14 protein-coding genes are annotated in these 14,992 nt (G+C 36.7%); 9 read left to right on the forward strand and 5 right to left on the reverse strand.

From position 1 onward, the window contains the following. Nucleotides 1-149 precede the first annotated feature (149 nt). The 5 genes from BLW28_RS08580 to BLW28_RS08600 form a co-directional block, all read right to left on the reverse strand. Complete coding sequence (locus BLW28_RS08580; protein WP_073217840.1) at nt 150-1,139, reverse strand: acyl-ACP desaturase; 990 nt, start codon at nt 1,137-1,139, stop codon at nt 150-152. 61 nt (nt 1,140-1,200) lie between these two features. Then, on the reverse strand, nt 1,201-1,926 hold the full coding sequence (locus BLW28_RS08585; protein ID WP_073217844.1) for a metallophosphoesterase family protein: 726 nt from the start codon (nt 1,924-1,926) through the stop codon (nt 1,201-1,203). A gap of 57 nt (nt 1,927-1,983) precedes the next feature. Further along, complete coding sequence (locus tag BLW28_RS08590) at nt 1,984-3,120, reverse strand: ATP-binding protein (protein ID WP_073217847.1); 1,137 nt, start codon at nt 3,118-3,120, stop codon at nt 1,984-1,986. 36 nt (nt 3,121-3,156) lie between these two features. Then, a complete protein-coding gene (locus BLW28_RS08595; RefSeq protein ID WP_234946470.1) occupies nt 3,157-3,504 on the reverse strand; it encodes a four helix bundle protein in 348 nt (115 codons plus the stop codon). 402 nt (nt 3,505-3,906) lie between these two features. Then, on the reverse strand, nt 3,907-4,662 hold the full coding sequence (locus BLW28_RS08600; RefSeq protein ID WP_073217850.1) for an SDR family NAD(P)-dependent oxidoreductase: 756 nt from the start codon (nt 4,660-4,662) through the stop codon (nt 3,907-3,909). Between the two features lie 142 nt (nt 4,663-4,804). On the opposite strand from BLW28_RS08600, the gene BLW28_RS08605 reads away from it, so the two are divergent. The 9 genes from BLW28_RS08605 to BLW28_RS08645 all read left to right on the forward strand — a co-directional run bounded on the left by BLW28_RS08605 (nt 4,805) and on the right by BLW28_RS08645 (nt 14,988). Further along, on the forward strand, nt 4,805-5,584 hold the full coding sequence (locus BLW28_RS08605; RefSeq protein ID WP_073217853.1) for a DUF4382 domain-containing protein: 780 nt from the start codon (nt 4,805-4,807) through the stop codon (nt 5,582-5,584). Nucleotides 5,585-5,733: 149 nt separating this feature from the next. Continuing rightward, nucleotides 5,734-6,738, forward strand: a complete 1,005-nt coding sequence (locus tag BLW28_RS08610) for an AAA family ATPase (protein WP_073217855.1) — start codon at nt 5,734-5,736, stop codon at nt 6,736-6,738. A gap of 75 nt (nt 6,739-6,813) precedes the next feature. Beyond that, nucleotides 6,814-7,677 carry a DUF58 domain-containing protein gene (locus BLW28_RS08615; protein WP_073217858.1) on the forward strand — a complete coding sequence of 288 codons (864 nt, stop codon included), beginning with the start codon at nt 6,814-6,816 and terminating at the stop codon, nt 7,675-7,677. 22 nt (nt 7,678-7,699) lie between these two features. Continuing rightward, complete coding sequence (locus BLW28_RS08620) at nt 7,700-9,406, forward strand: DUF4381 family protein (RefSeq protein ID WP_083540708.1); 1,707 nt, start codon at nt 7,700-7,702, stop codon at nt 9,404-9,406. Then, nucleotides 9,396-10,400, forward strand: coding sequence for a vWA domain-containing protein (locus BLW28_RS08625; protein ID WP_073217860.1), 1,005 nt, complete (start codon nt 9,396-9,398; stop codon nt 10,398-10,400). The genes BLW28_RS08620 and BLW28_RS08625 overlap by 11 nt, the downstream gene beginning before the upstream one ends. Before the next feature lie 36 nt (nt 10,401-10,436). Then, the gene (locus BLW28_RS08630) at nt 10,437-11,483 is read left to right on the forward strand and encodes a vWA domain-containing protein (RefSeq protein WP_073217863.1); all 1,047 of its coding nucleotides are present in this window, start codon (nt 10,437-10,439) and stop codon (nt 11,481-11,483) included. A 107-nt stretch (nt 11,484-11,590) separates the two neighbouring features. Beyond that, nucleotides 11,591-12,451: a tetratricopeptide repeat protein gene (locus tag BLW28_RS08635; protein ID WP_073217866.1), complete on the forward strand. Its 861-nt coding sequence runs from the start codon at nt 11,591-11,593 to the stop codon at nt 12,449-12,451. Between the two features lie 3 nt (nt 12,452-12,454). Then, a complete protein-coding gene (locus tag BLW28_RS08640; RefSeq protein ID WP_073217869.1) occupies nt 12,455-14,227 on the forward strand; it encodes a BatD family protein in 1,773 nt (590 codons plus the stop codon). A 2-nt stretch (nt 14,228-14,229) separates the two neighbouring features. Further along, nucleotides 14,230-14,988: a tetratricopeptide repeat protein gene (locus BLW28_RS08645; protein ID WP_244885844.1), complete on the forward strand. Its 759-nt coding sequence runs from the start codon at nt 14,230-14,232 to the stop codon at nt 14,986-14,988. Nucleotides 14,989-14,992 lie beyond the last annotated feature (4 nt).

The following is a 14,992-nucleotide window of genomic DNA, read 5'->3' on the forward strand; positions in this document are numbered from 1 at the left end:
TTATTGGAAATTTGAGTACTACCACAACTTTCTGCTATCAAAGAAAGGCTAAAGAGGCATAACAATAATAGTGTACTTTTAAAGTAATTTATCATTATTGAAACTTATTTTGGACTACTAACTGAATTACCAAACTACAAAAGCTTGTTTTAAATCATTCCGTTAGGCTCTACCCATTTAAAATAATTAGTGTCTTGTGGAATTTTTACGCGTTCGGCAATTCGATGCATTCTAGAAGGTAATTTCACCAAATAATCCCTTGCTTTTTCAGCGTCGTCGGTAAGATTATTCATTTTGGCTATTTCCCAATGCGCATTTAGTTTTTCTAAAATGTCGATATAATCATAAGTTGTATAAACGCCTAATCGTTGTGCGGCATTACTAAAATCATCAAAAGCAGATGCCATTTTCCCACCACTTTGTCGCAGGTTTTGTGCTGGCATAATAATTTTTTTCTGCATCATATCTGCAAAGGCAAGCATCATTTCGCTTGCATCGTATTCAAAAATAGTTTTTACAAATTGACGATAAGCCAAATGGTGTCGCATTTCGTCACCAGCAATAATTGCACACATTTTTGAAAGCATTTTATTGCCTTTTTGCTTGGCGATTTTAGCTACTCGCTTGTGTGAAATATTGGTCGCTAATTCCTGAAAACTGGTATATACAAAGTTTCGGTATGGATCTCGGCCCGTTCCAACTTCAAAGCCGTCGTTTATAAGGTGTTGGGTAGTTATTTCTACTTCTCTCATATTTACCCTTCCAGATAAATACAAGTATTTGTTTAACGTGTCTCCGTGGCGATTTTCCTCACCAGTCCAATGGCGTATCCATTTGCTCCAACCGTTTCTACCGTGTTGATCAACGCCTTCCATATCCATTAACCAGCTTTCGTAGGTTGGTAGAGCTTCTTCTGTAACCATGTCTCCCACGAGTACAATCCAAAAGTCGTAACCTAATTCTTTGGCTTCTTCGCGAAGTTGAGTAACTTCATCCATATAATTTTCTTTTTGAAAATCGGGAAGCATATCGGTAGGTTGCCAAATTTCTTCTACTGGAATAAGAAATTTATCGATATAATCATCGATTTCCTTTTCCACTGTCTGCATTACTTCCAATCGTATATTCTTAAGAGCCATAATTGTCTTTTGTTAACTACAAATATAGGAAGGTGAAAATTGATTTTGCAATAAAGAACTCTTAATTCCGTCCTTTTTCGTCGGGATAGAGTAAATGAACGGGGTTACTTTGCCATATTTCCTTAGAATCTATGTCAAGCATTGAGATTGGCCCTTTAAATGCTGCTCCAGTATCGATGTTCCAAACATTGGCAAAATTGGTTGGTTTATCAAATCCGATGCGAGTTACTGGGGTATGCCCTATATAAATTTCGTTAAACAATTTTAAACGCTTAGGGTACCTGTCGTCATCTTCTGGAATGGAAGGGTTCATTGCGCAAACCATTTCCCAAAGCGTACGATCCCAATACACCAAATTTGGGTAATACTCGTTTTGAGGGCCGTGGAGGTTCATAAAACCAGCGTGTAGAAAGAGTCGGTTTTCAGAATCTATGTGATAATTGGTAAGGCGTTCTAAAAATCGAATATGGATTTCTTTTTTTGTTTTTGATAGATTTAAATACCCATCAACGCTACTTTGTCCACCCTGGCTGAGCCACATAGGATTACTTGTACCTGTTTTAAGATAGTTGCAAAGCAGTTCATCGTGATTTCCGCGAATAAAAACACAGTCGTTTTCCTGAGAAAAATTGATTAGATACGAAATTACTTCGGCAGACTGACTCCATCCATCTACATAATCTCCTAAGAATATATATTTTGTGTTTTTGGGAAGGTTTGCGTGTTCTATTAATTGCTCTAAGGCTTTGAGCCCGCCGTGAACATCTCCTATTACTACTGTTTTCATGTTGGGAATATAATCAATTTGAGAATTTCAAGAGTTAAGAATTTTATAATTGAAGATTTAATTATAATTCACTTTTCTTAAAATTCGAAGCGCTTCTTTCGCTAATTGATACACTGTAGAATCAAAATCTTTTAAGAGTTCTCGGGCTTCTTGTAATTTATCTTTGGCTTCTTCAAAATTGTTCAAATAACAAATTAGATACGTCGAAGGTAAATTGTAAAGATCCTTTTTTTCTGAACTGCTCAAAGAGGTTTGCTTTTTTAGTTTTTCAAGAATTGAATTATTGGCGTTATAAATATGATAGAGCGTTTTTTTGTTGAATTGAGGCGGCTCAAAAAGCAGTTTGGTGTCGATTTTATACGAACCATTTTCATTGAAGTAAATAGTTACCTCTTCTAGCGGATAATACTTAAACTGCTCATTAAGACCTAAATGTACATACTCTACCGTCCTAAAATAATCTGCTGTATAACTGATGGTTATTTCATCCAAGGCAGAATAAAAAAGTCGCACTTGTTCATTTATTAGCTCAATATCTACACGCGAATAATAAATTTCGTTCTTCACCTTTTTTGGGATTCCAGCCCAACATAAAACGAATTGCTCCTTAAAAACCTTGTAGTGACTTTCAAAATCTTTGTGGCGGTTGTTTATAAAATCTATGACGCCGTCCAACGTCATTTCTATATTGTTTTTGGCAGCATTTTCAATAGATTTCACGATTTCGGAATTTACATCCTTTATTTCGATGTCAAAGTCTTTAGGCATCGAGATACTTCCATCGCGAAGGAATATGGTGCCTCCCCAATATTTCCAAATATTTTTCCGAAGTGAGGTTATCTTCCCATTGGGCCGAATGGTTACCAAACCAACCACTTTATCAGGCGGTAAATTTGGAAAAGCAACATTTTCATAAGCAATTAACGGCGCGTTAGTCAAATAGGCGTTTATAAGATTTTGTATTTTGCTATCGTCAAAAAAATCGGTTCCTGTTATTTCATTAGTTTCATCCTCAACCCCAATTACTATAAATGAATTATTTGCCGGATTGCTATTGCTTAGCGCACAAATATGTTTTAGGAATTTTGCCTTACCTTCTTTAGTACCAAGATCAATTTTTCGCTTTTTATCATAGAAACTACTCTCGTCGTTATGCGCGAGTAGTTTTTTAATAAGAAGCCGTTTGTTAATCATTATAGTTATTTTCTATTCCTATTTTTTATTCAAGGATTAATCGAATTTTGGTCCCTTACGATCTGAGTTTTTTAGATAATTCATAAACTTTGATATTTGATCTATCTCATTTTGTGTTTTAATGATGAGTAAATCATATTCCTCTTGAGAAATATGTTTTCGATCCAAAGCTCTAATTAATTGTGATTCAGTTTCACAACAAGAACCTCTGGAATAACTCAAAAAGTTTATAAACTCTTTATTCCCTCTTCGTCCAAATCCTTCAGCTATATTGTCCATAATTGAACCAGAAGCACCATTTATTTGATCTTTAAGTTTGAAATCACTGCCAAGCGGCGTTGAAATTATTAAGCCCCAAACATCTTTACAAATTTCTCTAGCCAGTTTCTATATTTCCAGTTCCTGATATGAGTTATAGTGTGCCATATTTTTATTCTTTATTGCTATTATTCTTTTTCACTGTTGTCCGATTAAAATTTAGATATTCCTATTAAAGTCAGACCAACAAAGATTTTAGGCTATTTAGCTTAATGATGACCTTCCTTTTTATCTTATTTATAAACAAAACCAAAATATTAAAATGCAATCTGATTTAAAATCTTTAAGTACTCATTCACAACAGGTTACGTTTCTAGTCTTGGCTCTAGGTTCTTGTAGCGCAGCGGTCTTGTTTCTTTCCTCGGACAATACTGATTCTTTTTACTCTTTTTTACTGTTATCTATTATTATTTCTTTACACTGTTAATTTATAAGGTGTAATAATTAATAATAATAGGGAATAAATAATTATCTCTTATTCACAATCGTAGAAGACGCCTGATCCAAACACATTACCGTTAAATCTGCAATGTTTACGTGTGGCGGACGGGTAACGGCAAACCAAATAATGTCGGCAATATCCTCTGCTTTTAAGGGCGTAAAACCTTGATAAACTTTTCCTGCTCGTTCAGAGTCTCCTTTAAAACGGACTTCGCTAAATTCAGTTTCGACCATGCCGGGGTTTATTGCACCTACCTTAATTCCTTTTCCGTTTAGGTCTATGCGCATTCCCTGGTTTAAGGCATCAACAGCGTGTTTGCTAGCGCAATACACATTTCCTTTAGGGTAGACTTCTTTTCCTGCAGTACTTCCAATATTGATAATGTGTCCGCTTTCTCTGTCAATCATTTTAGGAAGAATAGCGTTGGTAACGTACAACAATCCTTTCACATTAATATCCAACATTGCATCCCAATCGTCTGTGTTTCCCTCATCAAAAGCGTCCAATCCATGTGCATTACCTGCATTGTTTATCAAAATGTCGATTTCTGAAAAGGGTTTCGGAAGTGAATTTATTGCGGTTTTGACATCTTCTTTACTTCGAACGTCAAATTTTAAAGTATAAACATCAGTAAGTTCAGCAAGTTCTTCGGAAAGAGTTTTTAAGCGTTCCGCACGTCTTCCACAGAGCACTAATTTCATTTTGTTTTTGGCAAATAGTTTTGCGGTTGCCATTCCTATCCCAGAAGTCGCTCCAGTTATGAGGGCTATTTTATTTTTCATTTTACGATTTTTTAAATTTTCATTTTCACGAAAGCTATGATGGGTTAAATTTTGTTAACTCATAAGTTAATTGTTCTTAACTCATTTGTAGTAGAAACTTTCACTCGGTAGGTTTACAAATCTAATTCTAAAAATAGCAAATATGAGAACCCTATTAAAATTAAGTTTGATTGCATTAGTATTCGTAGGATTTGCATCCTGTAGCAGTGATGACGATGCTATTAAAAGTGAAGGTAATGCAAAACTAGCATTAAGACTTACCGATGCTCCAGGCGATTATGAAGCAGTTTATATCGATGTGAAAGATGTAGTGATCAAATATAATGGCGGACAAGATGATGTTACTTTAGGCATTAACGCCGGTATTTACAATCTATTAGAGTTAACAGCTGGTGTCAATGTTTTGTTATATGATGATGAAGTTCCTGCTGGAGCTATTAGCCAAATCAGATTAGTTCTGGGAGAGGAAAATACCATCGTGGTTGATGGAGAAACACTGCCATTGGCTACTCCAAGCGCCCAACAATCAGGTTTAAAAATTCAGGTTAACGAAACACTTCAACCTGGAGTTTTGTATGAATTTATGCTCGATTTTGATGTTGACAAATCTATTGTTTCTCAAGGAAATGGAGGCTACAGCCTAAAACCTGTAATTAGAGCAACTACTGTTGCCGAAAGCGGTGCTATTTCTGGAAAAGTGTTTCCTGCAGAGGTGTTAACCATGGTAACGGCGGTTAATGGATCCCTTGAAATTTCTAGTTATACAAATCTTCAAGGAGATTTTCTACTTAGCGGTGTGCCAGACGGAAATTACACCGTAACCATTCAAGCCGATTTAGGCCTAGGAATTCCACCAGTAATCGTTGAAAATGTTACTGTGGTTCGAGGTGAGGTGACAAGTATGGGCGAGATTAATCTGTAAAATTAAAAATTTAACAATTGTAGATGAATAAGAGGAGAATTTAGGTTTTCCTCTTTTTATATTTAACCAATTGTTAACAGCTATTTAATCAATTAATTTTCAATTTGCACGGTCTTTTATAAAGAGCATAAATTGAATCTAAATATAGTATGGAAAATACAAATTCGACCCTTGACATTGGAGCATTAAACGAAAAGATTGAGAGAGAAAGTGCCTTTGTGGATATTCTTTCTTTAGAAATGAACAAAGTGATCGTTGGCCAAAAACATATGGTTGAACGATTGATGATTGGTCTTTTAGGGCAAGGACACATTCTTTTGGAAGGGGTTCCTGGACTTGCAAAAACCCTTGCTATTAATACGTTGTCTAAGGCTGTTCACGGTAGTTTCAGTAGGATTCAATTTACGCCAGATTTACTTCCTGCCGATGTTGTGGGAACGATGATCTACAACATGAAACAGAATGATTTCAGTATAAAAAAGGGCCCAATTTTCGCCAATTTTGTACTGGCAGATGAGATTAACCGTGCGCCTGCAAAAGTTCAGTCAGCCCTTCTGGAGGCAATGCAGGAAAAGCAGGTAACTATTGGTGACACTACATTTACCTTAGAAAAACCTTTCTTGGTAATGGCAACCCAAAACCCAGTAGAGCAGGAGGGTACTTATCCATTGCCAGAAGCTCAGGTTGACCGTTTTATGTTGAAAACCGTAATTAAATACCCACAAATTTCTGAAGAACAATTGATTATTCGCCAGAATTTGAAAGGGGAGTATGCGCAGGTAAATCCAGTAGTTAGTTTAGATCAGATTAAAAGAGCCCAAGCCGCCGTTCGTGAAGTTTATATGGATGAAAAAATTGAAAAATATATCCTCGATATCATCTTCGCAACAAGAACTCCAGAAAATTTTGGTCTAGCCGACTTAAAACCTCTTATCAATTTCGGCGCTTCCCCTCGTGGAAGTATCAACCTTGCTATAGCTTCAAAATGCTACGCGTTTATCCGTCGCCGAGGGTATGTAATTCCTGAAGATGTGCGTGCAGTAGTTCACGATGTGCTTCGTCATAGAATTGGAATCACCTACGAAGCTGAAGCTGAAAACATCACTTCAGAAGATATTATCAATAAAATTGTAAACGTAATTGAAGTACCGTAGGATTTTCGATTTTAGAATGTCGATTTACGATTCCAACAATCATAAATCTAAAATCGTATGTCGTAAATAACGAAAATGGATACTAAAGAGCTTCTTAAAAAAGTACGGAAAATCGAAATCAAAACGCGACGCTTGAGCGATCACGTGTTTGGTGGTGAGTATCATAGTACCTTTAAAGGTCGTGGAATGACGTTTAGCGAAGTGCGCGGGTACCAGTTTGGCGACGATGTTCGAAATATCGATTGGAACGTAACCGCCCGCTACAATGAGCCTTTTGTAAAAGTTTTTGAAGAAGAACGCGAACTTACTTTAATGCTGGTTGTAGATATAAGTGGTTCGGAGTTTTTTGGAACTCAAGAACAATTTAAAAATGAAATACTTACTGAAATAGCTGCAACCTTGGCTTTTTCAGCAATGCAAAATAACGACAAGACGGGATTGATCCTGTTTTCAGATGAAATCGAACTTTACATTCCGCCAAAGAAAGGAAAATCTCACGTATTGCGAATTATACGTGAATTAATCGAATTCAAGCCAAAAAGCAATAAAACCAATGTTGCCCATGCGTTGAAGTTCTTGAGCAATGTAATGAAGAAGAAAGCCATCGTTTTTGTGCTTTCAGATTTTATAGACGATAACTACCGCGATACTTTAAAAATAGCGGCCAGTAAACACGATTTAACAGGAATTAGAATATACGATCAAGCCGAAGAAAACATTCCAAATTTAGGAATGGTGCAGATGGAAGATCAAGAAACGGGTGAGTTAGTGCTTGTAAATACAGGTTCTAAAAGTGTACGCAATCAATATTACGCATATCATCGAGAGCGTGCAGACTATTTTTCTGAAGCTTTTAAAAAAAGTGGAGCTGGGGCTTTAAGCTGCAGGGTCGACGAAAGTTATGTGAAAAAATTATTAGGATATTTTAAAAGACGTTAATAAAAAAGACGGTAGATTTTAGATGCTTGATTTTAGACAAATACCGATTGGATTTTCAATCTCTGCAAGGTCTTCAAGACTTCCTGCAAGGTCTTCAAGACCTTGTAGGTATAATAATTATATCCCAGTCCTGTTTTCTGTTTTCTTTATTCTTTTCTCTTTCTTCGCAACCGCCCAGGTTACCTCCACCGTTGATTCCACTCAAATAAAAATCGGTGAGGAAATACTATACATCATCAGCGTAGAAGCAGATTCTACCGATACTGTTGTTTTTTCTGAAGAGCAAACATTTGCGCCTTTAGAAATGATTGAATCGTATAAAGTCGACACTACTTTTGAAGCTTCAAAATACCGAATAATTAAAAAATATGGCCTCACACAGTTTGACAGCGGCCATTACACCATTCCGCAACAACGTGTCACCATCACCAACAAAACATTTTTAACAGACTCTATAAATGTAAGGGTTAACGATGTAGTTGTAGACACGACGCAGCAGAAAATGTTCGACATTAAACCTGCAATGCAAGTTAAAGCTCCTCCTTTTAACTGGATTGAACCACTAACTTGGATACTACCGCTTATTTTAATTGTTGCTATCGCCTTATTTCTCTTCAGAAGAAAAAAACGAAGAGAGGCTGCCGAAAAGAAATTACCTCCTTATGAAGAAGCAATTGTAGCCTTAAAGCAGTTAGACAACACCCAGCTTCTAAAAGAAAATAAAAGTAAGGAATACTACAGTAGCTTAACTGAAATTGTAAAACGATACTTAGATCGCGAAGTCGATGAAGCAGCTATGGAAAGCACCAGTGACGAGCTTATTTCACGCTTAATGATGCACAAAGATGCGGGAAATTTCGATTTTGATACTGAAACAATCCGGAAATTAGATTCAATTTTTAAACGAGCAGATTTGGTGAAGTTTGCCAAAATGAACCAACAAGCTGGACAGGCTGAGGTGGATCGTAAAACTATTGAAGAAATTATCAATGAAACCCACGAAGTTATTCCTGAACCTACCGAGGAAGAGCTTTTGAAAAATCAAGAATACCTCGAAAAACTGAAAAAACGTCGCCAACGTAGAAAATGGATATTAGGAATTTCAGGTGTACTCGCCGCAGTTGTTTTAGCAGCCGTTATATATGGAGGAGTAACTGGATTCGACAATTTAAAAGATAAAATTTTTGGCAATGATCTTCGCGAACTTGCTGAAGGCCGTTGGATAAAAAGTGAATACGGAAACCCAGCAGTTATTCTGGAAACCCCTGAAGTATTGATAAGAGCTGAAGTCTCTGTCACAAATGCCAATGAAAGTATCATTAAAGGACAAGATATTTTCACTTATGGTGAAATGAAGGATCCATTCTACATTCAAGTTTCAACCATTCAATTTCAGCAAAAACAAGATATCGACCTAAACTTAGCTTTAGATTCTGTATTAGACGATTTAGAACAAAGTGGCGCTAAAAACATGATAGTTAAACGTGACGATTTTGAAACCGATAAAGGAATTAACGGATTAAAGGCTTATGGCGATTTCAACGTTCAAGTTTCAGATAACAAGGTTTTAAATGAAAAAAGCACGTATCAGTTAATGCTCTTTGCGCAAGAAAACGGTTTGCAAAAAGTTTTAATTGTTTATCAAGATGATGATAAATACGCCAAGGAAATAATTAAGCGAATGGAAGCTTCCATAGAACTCGAAATAAAACAGAAAGATGGGAAGTAATTTCGAATTTGTAAATCCGCAATTATTCTGGTTGTTCCTACTACTTCCAGTGCTTGTGCTGTGGTATTTATGGAAGCGGAAACAACAAACAGCTACCTTGAGAATATCGAGTATTCAAGGCTTTAAAACCGGAAAAAACTGGTTGGCTCAGTTAAAACCGATATTGTTTGCACTTCGGCTTTTGGCACTTTCGGCAATTATCGTGGCCATGGCGAGACCTAGAACGGTAGACGAAACAACTAAAACCAAAACTACTCGTGGTATAGACATCGTTATGGCGATGGACCTTTCGGCCAGTATGTTGGCGCGTGATTTAAAGCCTAATCGTTTGGAAGCCTTAAAAACGACCGTGGCTAAATTTATTCAAGGCAGGCCAAATGACCGTATTGGCTTGGTAGAATATGCCGGGGAAAGTTACACAAGAACGCCACTTACAAGCGATAAAAACCTTTTGCTGTCCTCGATTAAAAGTATGGAATACAATACTACAATCGAAGGAGGAACAGCTATTGGTTCGGGTTTAGCCACTGCCGTAAACCGATTAAAAGACAGTCGTGCGAAAAGCAAGGTTATTATTTTATTGACAGATGGAGTGAATAATTCAGGTTTTATAGATCCAAAAATCGCAAGTGAATTGGCTGTGGAATTTGGAATTAAAGTCTACACCATCGGTATTGGAAGCAACGGGATGGCAATGTCGCCCATTGCAATACGCCCAGATGGCGGATTCCAATATGGAAATGTACAGGTTGAAATTGATGAACAGTTAATGAAAGATATAGCCGATAGAACCGGAGGTCAATATTTTAGAGCAACCGATAATGAAAAGCTTGAAAAGATTTATGAAGAAATAAATAAACTGGAAAAAACCGATATCGAAGAATTCAAATACACAAACTATAACGAAATGTTCCGCTTTTGGGTCATTTTGGGTTTGATCTTGATTGGATTGGAATTCATACTTCGAATAACACTATTTAAAGGCTTTTTATAAATTCAGAAAATCCAATAACCATTAACTAAATATAAAGTGTACCAACTAGAGCAACCCATATATTTCTACATTCTCTTCGCCATTCCGGTGGTGGTGATTCTGTTTTCAATGGTTATGGTTTGGAAAAGATCGGTGCAAAAACGATTTATAGATAAAGAGCTGCTTAAAAAACTGAGTCCCAATCGGTCTACGTTTAAATCTATACTAAAGATTTTTGTTCTTTGCCTCGCCATCGCTTGCCTTAGTTTTGCATTGGTCAATCCAAAAATAGGAACCAAGCTCGAAACGGTAAAACGGCAAGGAGTAGACATTGTTTTTGCTTTGGATGTTTCAAAAAGTATGTTGGTAGAAGATATCGCGCCAAATCGTATCGATAAATCAAAACAGCTCATCACCCAAATAATAAATAACCTAGCGGGCGATAGAATTGGAATTATCGGATATGCCGGAAGTGCATTCCCGCAAGTTCCAATTACCACCGATTTTGCAGCGGCAAAGTTATTTTTGAGTAGCATGAATACCGATATGGTTTCTTCGCAAGGAACTGCTATCACCGAAGCTATCGAACTTGCCCAAACTTTTTATAACGATGAAGGACAAACAAACCGGGTGTTATTCCTGATTTCAGATGGAGAAGACCACGGCGGAAACATCGCTAAAATCGCAGAAGAGGCAGCCGAAGTGGGAATTCGCATCTATCCAATTGGTGTAGGAACTGTGGAAGGCGGACCTATTCCTATAAAACGGAATGGTGTTCTTCAGCATTACCTCCGTGACAATAACAACGAGCAAGTTATCAGCCGATTAGGTGAAGAAACTCTTAAAGAGATTGCAAAAATCACCAATGGGGAGTATCTTGACGGCTCAAATACCAAAGATGTGGTGGATCGTGTAAAAACAATCCTGAATGCAATGGATAAACAGGAATTCGAAGCAAAACAATTTACCGATTTTAAAGATCAATTTCAGTGGTTTTTGGCTGGGGCATTATTTTTGCTGGTATTAGATATATTCTTTTTAGAACGAAAAACAGCGTGGCTAGAACGATTGAATTTGTTTAACGAAAAGAAGAAATCAACTTAATTAATATTTCCTGCAAGATTTTCAAAACCTTGTAGGTCTGAAAAAGTTGTTTCCTGCTTGGACTCAAAAATCTTTTAGGTCTTAAAAAAACTGGATAATTTGAAAAAATGAACATTTCACTAAAGAAAATATCAAAGTTTGATTTTGGCAAAACCGCACTGTTGGTTTTGTTGCTCATTCCTTTTTTCTCATTTTCTCAACAAACGAAAGAACAAGAAAAAGAAATAAAAGCCTCGCAGAATTACCTTAGTGAAGCACAGCAGTCACTTCAAAAGGAAAAATTTGCCGAAGCCGAAGCAGATTACCGAAAAGCCATTTCCTTAAATCCTAAAAGTGAAGTTGCAAAATACAACTTGGGAACGGCTTATTATGGAAAAGAAAAAAATGCAGAAGCAATGTTGCGTTTTAAACAAGCGGCAACAACAGCGACAACAAAGGCACAGAAACACCAAGCCTTCCATAATTTGGGAAACACTTTTATGAACGAAAAGAAATATCAGGAAGCGGTAGAATCGTATAAAAATGCACTCAGAAACAATCCTAACGACGACCAAACCCGATATAATCTAGCTTTAGCGAAAGACATGCTCGAAAAAAATCCACCGCCACCAGAAGACAAGGACGATAAAAAAGAGGATAACAAAGACAATAAAGAGCAAGAAAAAGATCGAGACCAAAAGGATCAAGATAAAAAAGAAGGCGACGAAGGAGAAGAGAAAGAAGATAAAGATAAAGGAGACGAAAAAGAAGATAAGCAGCAGGGAGATAAAGAAAAAGGCGAGCCAAATAAGCCAAAAGAAGAAGAGGGCGATAAGCCCCAACAACAGCAACAGGTTCCAGGGCAACTTTCGCCGCAACAAGTGAAAAGTCTCTTGGAAGCAATGAATAACGAAGAGAAAAAAGTACAGGATAAAATAAACGCCGAAATGCAAAAAGGCGTAAAAGTGAAGTCAGATAAAGATTGGTAGATTATGAAGATGAAGATATTTTTATTCCTAATTGGTTTTATGCTATATGGCGTAAATGCTTCAGCGCAAGTTCAGTTCGATGCCAAGGTGAGTAAAAACCGACTTGGGATTAATGAACGACTACGTGTAGATTTTGAAATGAATCAAGATGGCGATAACTTTAGGCCGCCTAGTTTTGAAGACTTTAGAGTAGTAGGTGGTCCAAATCAGTCCATCAGCAACTCCTGGATAAATGGGAAACGAAGCTTTTCAAAAACATATTCCTATTTTTTAGCACCGCAAAAAACAGGTAAATTAACGATTGGCCAAGCTACTATAGATGTAAAAGGCGAAGTCTATAAAACCTCTCCCGTAGAGGTGGTGGTTACTGCGGCTGTAGATGTCCCAAAAGATGGAAATAATGCCGATTATGTTGCGAGTGAAAACGTGCATTTAATAGCCGAAGTGTCCAAAGCCAATCCGTATTTAAATGAAGCAATAACAGTTACTTATAAGCTATATGTTTCACACGATGTGAGCATTACCAGTCAGTGGCGTGAAATAGACACCCCGAAATATGCCGATTTCTGGAGCCAAAACATCGATAATCGAAATAATTATAAGGTGTATGAAGGAAAATACAATGGTGAAGATTATCGCTATGTAATTCTGAGAACTACTGTCCTTTATCCCCAAAAAACAGGCGAACTTGAAATTGAACCTCTCACTCTAGATATTCCTATCGACGTACAGGGCAATCGTCGTGATATTTTTGGTCGACGTGTAATGGAGCGTGTTAATAAAACTATATCAGCCGGAAAAAGAACCATTGATGTAAAACCGCTGCCGTTAACTGGAAAACCTGACGGATTTAATGGAGCGGTAGGAGATTTTCAATTTGCAGTTACCACCAATAAAACCACGCTGAATGCAAATGAATCCTTAGAAATGAATGTAAAAATTTCAGGAAAAGGAAATTTAAAATTGTTCACGCCACCTTCAGTAAAGTTACCAAGTTCATTGGAGGTTTATGAGCCAGAACACAGCGAAAATGTAACAACCAATATTAACGGGATGCAGGGTTCAATAGCAAATACATACACCATAGTTCCTCAGTTTAAAGGAAGTTACCCTATTCAACCTTTAACTTTTTCTTTTTTCGATCCTAAAACAGAAAAGTATAGAACAATTACATCCAAAGAATTTACTATTGAAGTTGAAAACGGTCCAGTAACGGCGAGTAGTAGCCAAACAACTCCAAATAATCACAAACAAAAGGTGGTACTCTCTCAGGATAATTTTAAATACATTAAACTCGAAGCTAACTTAGAGCCTATTGGGCAAGAGCCATTTTTTAAATCTACCCTTTTTTGGTCGTTATTAGGTGGTCCAATGTTATTGATCCCACTATTTATAATGGCAGGAAAAAAGCGCAAGGAGCGATTATCTGATGTAGAAGGAAATAAATTGCGAAGAGCGAACAAGCTCGCGAAAAAATACCTTTCTGAAGCTAAAAGAAATATTTCAAACCCAGTTGCCTTTTACGAAGCTTTGGAACTTGCGCTTCACAATTACTTAAAAGCAAAACTGAACATTGAAACTTCAGAAATGGAAAAAGGTTTAATTTCTGAAATGTTGCTCGAAAGAAATGTTGAAACTGAAACTGTTCACGAGTTTATCAAATTGTTGAAGAGCTGTGAGTTTGCTAGATATGCGTCAACTTCGCCTACTTCGGTTGAAAAGGATTACGCTAAATCGGTTGAGGTAATTTCAAATATTGACAAACAAATACAGTAAAAATGAAGATGATGAAAAAGCTGCTGTACTTATCGATTTTACTTTTTTCAATTTTAAGTTTTGGTCAAAATGACAAACTTTTTGACCAAGGAAAAGAGTTGTATAAAAATGGAAAATACCAACAGGCTATTAATTCCTGGATGCAAATTCTGGAAAACGGTCAGACTTCCTCCGAACTTTATTTTAATATAGCGAATGCACAATATAAATTGAATCAAATTGGGCCAAGTATTTATTATTATGAAAAGGCTTTACAACTTTCGCCAAACGATTCTGATATTAAAACCAATCTCGCTTTTGCCGAAAACGCACGTATTGACGCAATCGAACCTTTACCACAATCGGTATTTACAAAATGGTATAAAAATATCGCCGACACATTTACTTATGATGGATGGGCAATTCTTGCAGTTGGGTTCTCTATAGTTTTTGTAATCTTATTTTTATTGTATTACTTCTCACATATTGAAAAGCGAAAGCGATTGTTGTTTGCCACTTCAATGCTTTCAATAGTATTGCTTTTAGGAGCCGTAACTATGGCGTTTTTAACGTACGGAGATTATTCTAAAAACCAACCTGCAATTATCTTTGCCAATCAAATTGAAGTCAAATCAGAACCTTCTATGGGCAGCAATTCCGCTTTTGTGCTTCACGAAGGAACCAAAGTTCAAATTATGGCGCAAGACGGTAATTGGTTCAGAATTTCTCTAGCCGACGGAAAAGATGGATGGATTCCTGCATCCGATTTAAAACAATTATAAGGGT

Origin of the sequence: Aequorivita viscosa (assembly GCF_900106795.1) — a bacterium.
GTDB lineage: Bacteria > Bacteroidota > Bacteroidia > Flavobacteriales > Flavobacteriaceae > Aequorivita > Aequorivita viscosa.

What these genes read in the sequence shown, in the direction of transcription:
- BLW28_RS08590 (WP_073217847.1), bottom strand. Translation starts at nt 3,120, where the DNA reads ATGATTAACAAACGGCTTCTTATTAAAAAACTACTCGCGCATAACGAC.
- BLW28_RS08580 (WP_073217840.1), bottom strand. Translation starts at nt 1,139, where the DNA reads ATGGCTCTTAAGAATATACGATTGGAAGTAATGCAGACAGTGGAAAAG.
- BLW28_RS08605 (WP_073217853.1), top strand. Translation starts at nt 4,805, where the DNA reads ATGAGAACCCTATTAAAATTAAGTTTGATTGCATTAGTATTCGTAGGA.
- BLW28_RS08645 (WP_244885844.1), top strand. Translation starts at nt 14,230, where the DNA reads ATGAAGATGATGAAAAAGCTGCTGTACTTATCGATTTTACTTTTTTCA.
- BLW28_RS08640 (WP_073217869.1), top strand. Translation starts at nt 12,455, where the DNA reads ATGAAGATGAAGATATTTTTATTCCTAATTGGTTTTATGCTATATGGC.
- BLW28_RS08610 (WP_073217855.1), top strand. Translation starts at nt 5,734, where the DNA reads ATGGAAAATACAAATTCGACCCTTGACATTGGAGCATTAAACGAAAAG.
- BLW28_RS08625 (WP_073217860.1), top strand. Translation starts at nt 9,396, where the DNA reads ATGGGAAGTAATTTCGAATTTGTAAATCCGCAATTATTCTGGTTGTTC.
- BLW28_RS08635 (WP_073217866.1), top strand. Translation starts at nt 11,591, where the DNA reads ATGAACATTTCACTAAAGAAAATATCAAAGTTTGATTTTGGCAAAACC.
- BLW28_RS08600 (WP_073217850.1), bottom strand. Translation starts at nt 4,662, where the DNA reads ATGAAAAATAAAATAGCCCTCATAACTGGAGCGACTTCTGGGATAGGA.
- BLW28_RS08620 (WP_083540708.1), top strand. Translation starts at nt 7,700, where the DNA reads ATGCTTGATTTTAGACAAATACCGATTGGATTTTCAATCTCTGCAAGG.
- BLW28_RS08585 (WP_073217844.1), bottom strand. Translation starts at nt 1,926, where the DNA reads ATGAAAACAGTAGTAATAGGAGATGTTCACGGCGGGCTCAAAGCCTTA.
- BLW28_RS08615 (WP_073217858.1), top strand. Translation starts at nt 6,814, where the DNA reads ATGGATACTAAAGAGCTTCTTAAAAAAGTACGGAAAATCGAAATCAAA.